4 protein-coding genes are annotated in these 10,290 nt (G+C 51.9%); all 4 read right to left on the reverse strand.

What is annotated here, in order from left to right:
- Positions 1-20 precede the first annotated feature (20 nt).
- A complete protein-coding gene (locus tag BEN30_RS07060; RefSeq protein WP_069957633.1) occupies positions 21-2,906 on the reverse strand; it encodes an EAL domain-containing protein in 2,886 nt (961 codons plus the stop codon).
- Positions 2,907-3,193: 287 nt separating this feature from the next.
- Entirely contained in the window at positions 3,194-4,102 is a 909-nt protein-coding gene (locus BEN30_RS07065; protein ID WP_069957634.1) for a hypothetical protein, read from the reverse strand.
- A gap of 220 nt (positions 4,103-4,322) precedes the next feature.
- Positions 4,323-8,177 (reverse strand): DUF3683 domain-containing protein, encoded by a 3,855-nt coding sequence (locus BEN30_RS07070; RefSeq protein WP_069957635.1) that lies wholly within the window; start codon positions 8,175-8,177, stop codon positions 4,323-4,325.
- Positions 8,178-8,366: 189 nt separating this feature from the next.
- The coding region (locus BEN30_RS07075) for a PAS domain S-box protein (protein WP_139134900.1) at positions 8,367-10,290 on the reverse strand (1,924 nt) is incomplete at its 5' end.

Raw genomic sequence — 10,290 nt, forward strand, 5'->3', positions numbered from 1 at the left:
CTGTTGGTGTCGCTTGGGTATTACGCTTGCACGTGCCCAAATGTTTTATTTTCCATCAGCAGGGCCTCAAACAAGGGGGCTGCGATAGGTTTGCTGAAGAAGTACCCTTGGACCTGGTGACAGTTGAGCGCATTGAGAATTTTGAATTGCTCTTGAGTTTCGACGCCTTCCGCAATCACTTTTAACCCAAGCGCATTCGCCATACTGATCGCAGCAGACACAAGGGCCAAATCATCTGGATCATCGACAATGTCGCGAATAAAACTGCGGTCCACTTTTAAGGTATCGAAGGGCAAGGTTTTGAGGTAGCTCAGCGATGAATAGCCAGTGCCGAAATCATCCATGGAGAGGTTGACACCTCTTTCTTTCAGGGCATTCAGCAAGGTGACCGCGGGGGCCTTATTGGTGATCAGCAGACCTTCCGTGACTTCAATTTCAAGCAGGGAAGGCGCCAATCCCGTAGCCAGGCCGACGTCGAGTGTTTGCAAAATATGTTGATTGCGAAACTGGCGGGGCGATACGTTTACGGCCAGGCCCAGGTTGAAGTTAAAGCGCTTGTTCCAATCAGACACCTGAGCACAGGCGGTTTCCATCACCCAGTGGCCGATGGGAATAATCAGACCCGTGCGCTCCGCTATGGGGATGAATTCTTCGGGGCTGACAAAACCAAGCGTTGGACTGTTCCACCTGATCAAAGCTTCTGTACCAACGATCGTTCTGGTTTTGACATCGATGATCGGTTGGTAAGCTAAACTGAGTTCATTGTTCCCAAGGGCACCAAGCAGGTGCCGCTCAATATCCAAACGTTTCAAACCCTCCTCGTTCATTGAATTGGTGAAATAGCTGTACCCGTTGCCGCCTTGTTCTTTGGTTTTGTACATGGCCGCATCGGCATTGCGCAGCAACGTCACAGCGTCGTTTCCGTCGTTTGGATAAATGGAAAGTCCGATACTGGGGGATATCACAAAGTCAGAACCACTGATCACAAAGGGCGCGGTGAAGGCAGAAAGTATTTTCTGAATGACGGGCTCTGCATCGTTGGGATTGTGCAGCCCGGCAAGGATGATCAGAAACTCATCCCCACCTTGGCGCGCGACGGTGTCCCCTTCGCGCACGGCGTTCAGCAATCGGCTCGTGGCTTCCACCAGCAGCGCATCGCCGACTTCATGACCCAATGAGTCATTGACCTTTTTGAAGTCATCCAAATCGATGAACATCAGCGCGACCTGGGTATTGTTGCGGCTAGACATGATAATGGCTTGGTTGAGGCGATCCATCGCCAGCATGCGATTGGGCAGATTGGTCAGGTCATCATATTGGGCTTGGTGAAGGATGCGTTCTTCGTGTTCCTTGCGCAAAGAAATATCTTCTTCAATGCCAATGTAATGACTGATGATGCCGTCTTCATCTTTGACCGGGGCAATGTGCACTTGCATCCACACGGTGGAGCCATCTTTTTTGCTGTTTAGAATTTCCCCCGACCATTCGTTTCCCGATGAAATCGATTGCCAAAGATCATGGTACGTCGAGTTGCGCGTTAGGCCGCTTCGCAAGATGGACATATTTTGCCCAATCAACGCATCGCAGCTGTAGCCGAAAATTTTCATGCAGGCTGAGTTGACGTATTCAATGGTCCCAATGGTATCGGTAATGGTGACCAAAACGGGGCTTTGTTCCACCGCTTGCGAAAGCTTATGCACTTCTGCGGTGCGTTTTTCGACCAGAAGTTCTAGGTCTTTGTGTGATCGCTTGATGGCTTCTTCGGCCGCTTTGCGGATCGTAATATCGCGTCCAGCACCCCGATAACCGATAAATGCCCCATCGGCATTAAAGAGCGGCTTGCCATCGATTTGGATATCAAAACCCTTCCCGTTGGCGCTTTGAATGCGCCCTTCAATGGCGTGAAGGGGATGGTGCTCGTTAAGCAAAACCCGGAGAGTCTCCGCGTTGTCGCCATTGATCGAGAGATACCCTTTATCCATGAGGTAAGGGAGCGTTTTGCCGATCAGGGCGTCATGGGGCAATTGGGTCAGTTCAAAAATCCGCACGGAAATGAAGGTAAAAACAAGATCGGCATCAAGCTCCCAAAACCAATCCGACGCGGCTTCGGCGACATCACGAAACCGTTCTTCGCTTTCGCGCAGGGAATTTTCGATGGCTTGTCGTTCAACAATCTGGTCTTCGAGAGAATGGGTGCGTTCTTGAACGCGCGTTTCCAAGGTGCTGTTGGCTTGGCGCAGTTGATCATATGCGGCTTCCAAATTGATCTGCATGCCATTGAACGCATCGATCATGTGGTCAAATTCGTCGAAGTGCCTGGGCGCGGTTCGATCAAGCGATAGGGGGGCAAGTTTATCGCGAAGGCTCATGTGCGAAACGAAATTGGAAATCTTAATCAGGTGGCGGGTGATCAGTTGGTGGACCACATACAAAATAAAAAAGGAAACGATAAAGGTTTTCAGGCCCTGGCTAAGCAAAATGATCATCGTTTTGTCGATGAGGCGTCGATAAACATCGCTTAACGTCGCCCCAAGCCGGAGGATTCCGATGTGCTGTTTTTGTCCGCGGCTGCTGTCGAAAAGGTCAATATCCCGCCAGATGTGAACTTCGGAATCCTTTCGGCCCGCAGAAATGATCAGCGTATTCCCATCATCACGAACGGTTTCCGTGACCGTGGCTTGGACAATATCGGGAAGGCTGGCAATGCCTTCAAGTTGGCTCTGCAAAAGATTTTTATCGATATTCCAGAGGCTCGCGGTGATGCTGTCTGCGTAGCCTTCGCGGATTTCATTCAGACGCTGTTCAATGGCGGAGACGTCGCGGTGATAATCGAGATAGAGTTGTGCGGTCGTCAATAGGAGGGTGATAAAGGAGCTGAAGAGGAGAATGTTGATCAGCAGGCGCATGCTGATGCTTTTTCTAAAAACGCCGGGGTGAATCAGGGACGCGCCAAAGCTTGCGCTGCTGGATGGGTTTTGCGCATCTGGACACTGTGTCAGATCATCAACCTGGGGGCGTTGATCCTTGCGGTTTAGAGGGTCTGTATTGATCTTCTCGCTCCTGGTATTCTTATGGTTGTGTACTGTAGAATAAAAAGGGAGGCAAAAAAGTTGCTAACGTAGCTGTTGTTTCAAAAAGGGGTTCAAAAGATCATCTGATCAGGGACGGACGAGTGAGAAACCGAGATGTGCTCTTATTCGTATATGTTCAATATTTTTTCGTATTCTCGCCAATACAGATCATCCCGACCGGAAGGAATGAGCAAAGACAGTGTCTTTTTAAATGCATCGGTTTCTCTGTATTTTTTTAATACGGAATTGATGTCTGCAATGGCTTTTTCCCCTTCGGGTGTATCTGAACACGCAAAAGCGGTGAGATTGACCTTGCCTTTGACTTCGGTAACAGGGATGGCTACCAAATCATTCGCACGACCCTCTTGTTGTTGGTAATAACGCGACATGACCTCGTATTCTAAGATGTAGTCGACGCGTTTGCGTCGCAACATTTCCAGCATGCCGTCGATCATGTTGGCCCCATTTCGCACGAAGATATTTTTGCGTGATGTAAGGTATGTGTTACGCGTCACCGACTCCAGGGCGTCAAACGCGACATCGTCTGGAATGCCAATATAATCGGCTAAAATCTGATCGTAGACGACGCCATAAGGACGGTTGTATCCAAACGTCAGATCTTGGTTTTGCAGCAGCTTGGCAAATGAAACTTCCTCACCGAACTGATGTCGATTATCCTTGTGCACGACCACGTCGTGGAGAAAAAAAACGCTGTTCGGCGCGGACAGGATATAGGAGCCTTTAAGCGCCGCGCGGTCTTCGGGAGGGCGATAAAACAAAATCGAGGTGCACACCAGCGGGCCTTGCCTCATCATTCGCAACTGACGTTCCCAGTTCGGCGATTCAACGATTTTATGCTCATACTGCGGTAGTTTTTCGCGCATAAACTGTTCAAGAAGATCAGCGTAGCCTTTGCCTTTGTCCGGTCCTTCGGTGATGTAACCGGGGGGAAAGGAGGTCGTGCCCCACACCAACGTTTCCGCACGGCTTTGCGGGGTGAACAACAGGGTGGCCAAAATAGGCGCGAGCATTGAAATTGCCAAAAAGAGACGTTTCAAATTCGAATAACCTTAGAAAAAAACAACCCCCACGCCTGCATTACACAGTGTGCACACAATTTATGATGCAGAGTATGAGCGAAATTTGTCGCCAAGAAAATGCTTTTGGTTGATTGCGCCCGATTTTTTCAGCCAAGGCCAAGAAAACAAAGGCAATAAACGCGCACCTGAAGCGCCACTTATAGGCACGGGCTCACAGCAAAACGTATTCGATTCCGCCATTGCGGGCGTCTTGCAAAAACGTTTTGCGCCAATCGTCGCCGAGCATTTTTTTGGCCAGTTCCACAACCAGGAACTCGGCATCGGGAACCCCTGCTTCCGTTTGAAAACGGGCCAGTCCTTGCAGGCAAGATGGGCACGAGGTCAGCATCTTTTGCGGCGCATGTCCGGTCAGCTCTTGACTGGTTTGACATGCCGAGGCGATGGATGAGGATTTGGAGAACTTCACCTGGGTGGAAATTTCCGGGCGATTGACGGCAAAGGTTCCCGACTCGCCGCAGCACCGCTCGGTCAGATTGGTCGGACGCCCCAGCAAGCTGGCGGCGACTTCGGTGGGGGAATAAACCGAAAAAGGACTGTGGCACGGTTCGTGGAAAATATAGCCGCCGTCATCTTCCGATTGCTCTACCTGAACGTTCTTTTCATAGAGAAATTCGTGAATGTCCAAAAGCCTGGAGCCTGGAAAAATTTGGTCGAAGGCATAGTTGGTGAGTTGCTTGCGACACGTTCCGCACGACACGATCACCGTTTTGATGTCCAGATAATTGAGGATGTTGGCAACCCGGTGAAACGACACCCGGTTGCTGGTGGTCATGGACCGACCGAGCGCCGCGTCACCGGCACTGGCTTGGGGGAAGCCGCAACACATTTGTTGTGGCGGCAAAACAACCTGCACGCCTTGTTCGTTGAGCATGGCGACGGTGGCCAACGACACATCGCTGAACAAGCGTTCGCAGCCGCAGCCGGGAAAATAAAAGACGGTTTCCTGGCGTGGGTCGGGGAACTTGGGCGAGCGTACGATGGGCACACTGGCGCCATCGTCGCGCATGTCCAGATAATCGCGCGCCGACTTAGCCGGAACCTGCTGAATGGGCAGCGGGGTGCGCAGCATATGGGTCAGCCCGGTGATGGGGCCCGCGGCCCCCGTGGTCGCAGGCGGTTCCGGGTCGTGCTTGAGCGCACCGCTGAATTTCGCAACGTTATGGGCGAGGGCTTGTCCGGCGTAGCCGGCGCGAATGAAGCCGGTGCGCGCCAAGCGAATGGCCCGAGGGCTGGAGGTGGACAGAAAAGCCAATGCCAACTTGGCCCCGACCGAAGTTTTTCGTTTGCCCATGTTGAGCAAAATTTCGCGCATTTTTACGGTGACTTCGCCAAAGTCGATGTTCACCGGACAGGGCGTTACGCATTTGTTGCACACGGTGCAATGATCGGCGACGTCGTTCAGCACATCGTAGTGATGTTGCGACACGCCGCGCCGGGTTTGTTCTTCGTACAAGAACGCTTCGATGATGAGGCTTAAGGACAAAATCTTGTTGCGCGGTGAATACAGCAAGTTGGCACCGGGAACATGGGTGGCGCAGACCTCTTTGCACTTGCCGCAACGCAGGCAATGGCGGGTCATGTCGTTGAGAACTTCCAACGCACTTTCTTTCAAGATCAGCGCTTCTTGCTGAACCAGACGCAGCGACGGTGTGTAGGCTTCGTGCTGTGCGGAAATGGGCAGAAGTTTTCCGCGATTGAAATGACCGTTGGGATCGACCTTGTTTTTGTAGACACGGAAGGCTTCGATCTTGTCGTCGTCCAAGTAGGCGAACTTGGTGAGGCCTATGCCGTGTTCACCGGAAATGGAACCGCCCAGTTCGCGGGCCAAAGCCATGATGTGATCGACCAGACGCTCCGCTTCTTGAAGCATTTCGTAATCGTCTGAGTTCACCGGAATGTTGGTGTGCACGTTGCCGTCACCCGCGTGCATATGCAAGGCAATGAACAAGCGGCTGGAGCGTACATCGGCATGCAGACCATCTAAGGCCTCGCGGACACCCACCCACAAATCACCAGCCAAAATATTTTTCAGCGGCCGTTCAACTTCTTGGCGATAGGAAATGCGAATGTCGCCCCGCAGCAAAAGTCGAATGACCGTTTGCCCTTCCCAGGCCGTCGGAAATTCGCCAGGTGGGGGCGCGTACTTGTTCAGCGTCGGACAGTTGTAGGCCTCTTTGTCAAAATTGTTGACGATCGCACTCCAGCGCTCGGACACTTGATCCAACAGCGCAAGGGCGGCGGCTTGCTTGTTGTCGACGATGTCGGCGTTGACGCCTCCGGCGGTAAAATCAGCGGGCAGCAAATGCGTATAGGCACCGGCTTTGATGTAGTCGCGCACAGCATCGACCAGACGGATTTTGTTGGTCATGGACTGTTCGATGTTAAGGCGCTCTACGCCTTCGCTATAATCCGCCAAGCGTGGCAGCGGGATCACCACGTCTTCGTTAATTTTAAAGGCGTTGGTATGTGCCGCGATGGCGGCGGTGCGGGAACGGTCGGCCCAGAACTGAGCCCGTGCGGCGGGCTTGGTGGCGATAAAGCCTTCCCCGCCACGGGCTTTGGTCAAGCCCACAATGTGCGCGGAGGCTTCCGCCACGCGGGCATCGTCTTCGCCCACCACATCGGCCACCAACACCATTTTGGGCAATTGGTCGCGCATGGATTTGGGGCTGTAGCCGACGGCACGCACGTAGCGCTGGTCAAGGTGTTCCAGGGCCGCGCAGGCGACACCGGGCTGGCTTTCCAGATAGGCCAAGGTTTCGATGATGGCCGGAACGGCGGCCCCCAATTCTTGACCGTAAAATTCCAGACACACGGTGCGGATGTGTTTGGGCTTGGCATGCAAAACAAAAACCGCACTGGTGACCAAACCGTCACAGCCTTCTTTCTGAATACCCGGCAATCCGCCCAGCACTTTGTTGGTGACGTCTTTGCCCAGACCGGGCTTGCGGATTTCTTCGGCCGTTAGGGTGATGATTTCCACCTCGCCGATGGGGGTGACGCCATCAGGGGCAAACCGCCGCACTTCGAATTGGCTTTCCGCTTGGTCGTGAATTTTGCCCAGGTTGTGGTTGAGGCGTGTGACCTCTATCCAGTCGGCGTCGGGCGAGACCATGCGCCAAGACAACAGGTTGTCGAACGTGGTGCCCCACATGACGGCCTTTTTGCCGCCCGCATTCATGGCGATGTTGCCGCCGATGGTGGATGAATTTTGCGACGTGGGATCAACGGCAAAAATACAATTGGCGCGCTCAGCGGCCTCGGACACCCGCTTGGTCACGGTGCCCGCACCCACGCGGATGGTGGCGACGGGGGCTAAATGACCGGGAATGATTTGCCATTCAATGGGGTCGATGAAATCAAGTTTTTCGGTGTTGATGATGGCGGTGTCGGCATAGAGCGGCACCGCGGACCCGGTGTAGCCGGTACCGCCGCCGCGCGGAATGACGGTGAGGCCCAGTTCGATGCTCGCCTTGATCAGCGGTGCGATTTCCAACTCTTCGCCCGGCGTTAGCACCACCAAAGGATATTCCACGCGCCAATCGGTGGCGTCGGTAACATGGGCAACCCGGGCTTCGCCACTGAAATCAATATGATCGCGCCGGGTGTAGCGGGAATAGTGTTTTTCGGCCTTGCTGCGCAGGGCTTTTTGCTGGCCCAGCCAAGCGATGAATTCCACGGCGACTTCGCGGGTCCGTTTGGCCAATTGCAAAACCAGTTGATTGCCGGCCGCGCGCTCATCAATCAGGTTCAAGCGTCTGATCATGGCGTCTTGCAAGTCCAAGAAGCGTTTCGGGTTGGTGGTCAAGTCGTCTTGAATGAACGGATTGCGGCGCACGATCCAAATGTCGCCCAACACTTCAAACAGCATCCGTGCGGATCGCCCGGTGCGCCGCTTGGAGCGCAACTGGTTCAAAACATCCCACATCTCAAGACCTAAGAGACGCACAATGATCTCGCGATCGGAATAAGAGGTGTAGTTGTATGGAATTTCGCGGATACGCATCGAAGACCGTTGTGTTAAGGGGGAGGATTTCGCGGTTTAAACGTTACAAAACGTTTTGCCCGGTAGTGTGCCTCAGCAACGTCTTTTAAGCCAGCTTTTGATGATCCGATCTCGAAAATTTTACCCACATCAAGGGCGCACACCAGCATTCAATGGCGTGATTATGAGAAAAACCATATTCAAAAAAGGCTATGAGCCCGATTGATCCATGAGGGGCAGATAAATTTCAAATGTCGTTCCTGCATCAACTTGACTTGAAACGTTTATGACACCGCCGTGCCTTTCAATAATGCCATAGGCCATGGACAAACCAAGCCCGGTACCTTTGCCCACGTCTTTGGTGGTGAAAAATGGATCAAAAATTTTGACCATATTGTCAGCATCAATTCCGCACCCCGTATCCGAAAAAGATATATGGGCGTACTTTCCAGGGGCTAATTTGCCAATTTTATCGGCCAATGGGGGCGTCAATGTGGTTTGGGATACAGAAACGTGAATTGATCCAACCCGATCTTCTATGGAGTCGATGGAATTTGTAGTCAAGTAATTGAGAATATTGCCAATTTGAAATTTATCACAGAAAACGTGACCGGTATTGGGGTCTAAATTGTCTGTCATGGAAATGTTGGATGGCACCAAGGGGCGAAGGCATTTTAGGGCGTCTTCAATCACGCTCACAATATTAACCTTTTCCTTTTTGACCTTTAAATCAGAACGGTGACTGAACGTCAGAATGCTCGCAATCAACTGTTTTGCCGCTATTCCGGCCTGGATAACCTTTTCAAGGCGCTTGTGGGCTTGGCTTTCTTCGGGAACATCTTTGAGTGTCATCTCAGATAAGGAAATAATCGGCAACAGCATGTTGTTTACGTCGTGGGCAATGCCTCCAGCGAGGTTGCCGAGGGATTCCATTTTTTGGGCATGGCGTAGCGTCTCTTCCATTGTTACCCGCTCGGAAATATCGCGCATTACCCCCAAAAAAGAGAGGACTTCACCGTTCTCGTCTTTGATGATCGTGCCGATGGTTTCACCGGGAAAGACGTGGCCATCTTTGTGACGGTAACGGACAACGTAGGGTTTTGCCTTTTCCTCGGCTGACATATTGAAGCGAATTCGACCTTGTCGCTCAAATTCTTCGATGCTTTCGTAAAGTATTGATGTTTTATGGCCGAGAAGTTCGTGTTCTTCATAGCCAAAAGTCGTTCTCATACCTTTATTCGCCATGATGATTTTGCGATCCGTATCGGTCAAAACGATACCGTCCGAAGTGGCGTGAAACATGCTTTTGAACAGGCGTTCCTGGCGGTCCATATCGACGATTATGTTTTTGAGATTACGCTCCGTCAGCATCACTGTTTTCACCACGTAAAAGGCAATTGCCCCGGCCGCAATCAACAGGACCGCCATATACAAGACGATTTCCAAAACACTTTGGTCGTGAATGGCTTCACTTTCCAAGAGAAAGTCAGCAGCATTGTTTCGGGAAAAGTCTCCGATATCGTTCATCTGTGTGGATAGAGATTGGGCGCTCTCATCGCTCTTGGCCTTGACCAATGAGTCCATTTGGGAATGCTTTTGGGCGCGTGCCAATTCGATGACGGTTGTGCGGCTGTCTTTCCAATCCGAAAAGGCTTTGCGGGCGTCAGTTATTGTGGACAGATCGCCAAGGAACCGCTCAGAAAGGAGGTCAAAATAGGGATAAAGATTTTTTTCAATATCCTCAATTTCGGCTGCGAATTTTTCCAAATCCGCACGGCTTTGCGTCACCGCAATATCATTCATGCGCCGCTGTATGGCACTGATGCCAATATTCACTTTAAGGACAATATTATTCACGGTTAACGGGTGCTGGTACATGCGTACCGTTTGATCCGCCAAGATGTTTGTCTGGCGAATGGAAACGGCGGCCATAACGACCAGGAGAAGGGCTATGAACCCGAACCCGCCAATTAAAATTCTGATTGCCGTGATGCTTGTTAAAATGCGCACATCAGCTCCGCCGAAAAGGTTGCGATTCAACTGAGCCTCAACTGTATAGCAAGACGGGGACGCTATACAGACTTCTGTAGAGAGAATGGTGCGCCCGGCGAGATTCGAACTCACGACCCCCAGA

This window comes from Magnetovibrio blakemorei, from assembly GCF_001746755.1.
Lineage (GTDB): Bacteria > Pseudomonadota > Alphaproteobacteria > Rhodospirillales > Magnetovibrionaceae > Magnetovibrio > Magnetovibrio blakemorei.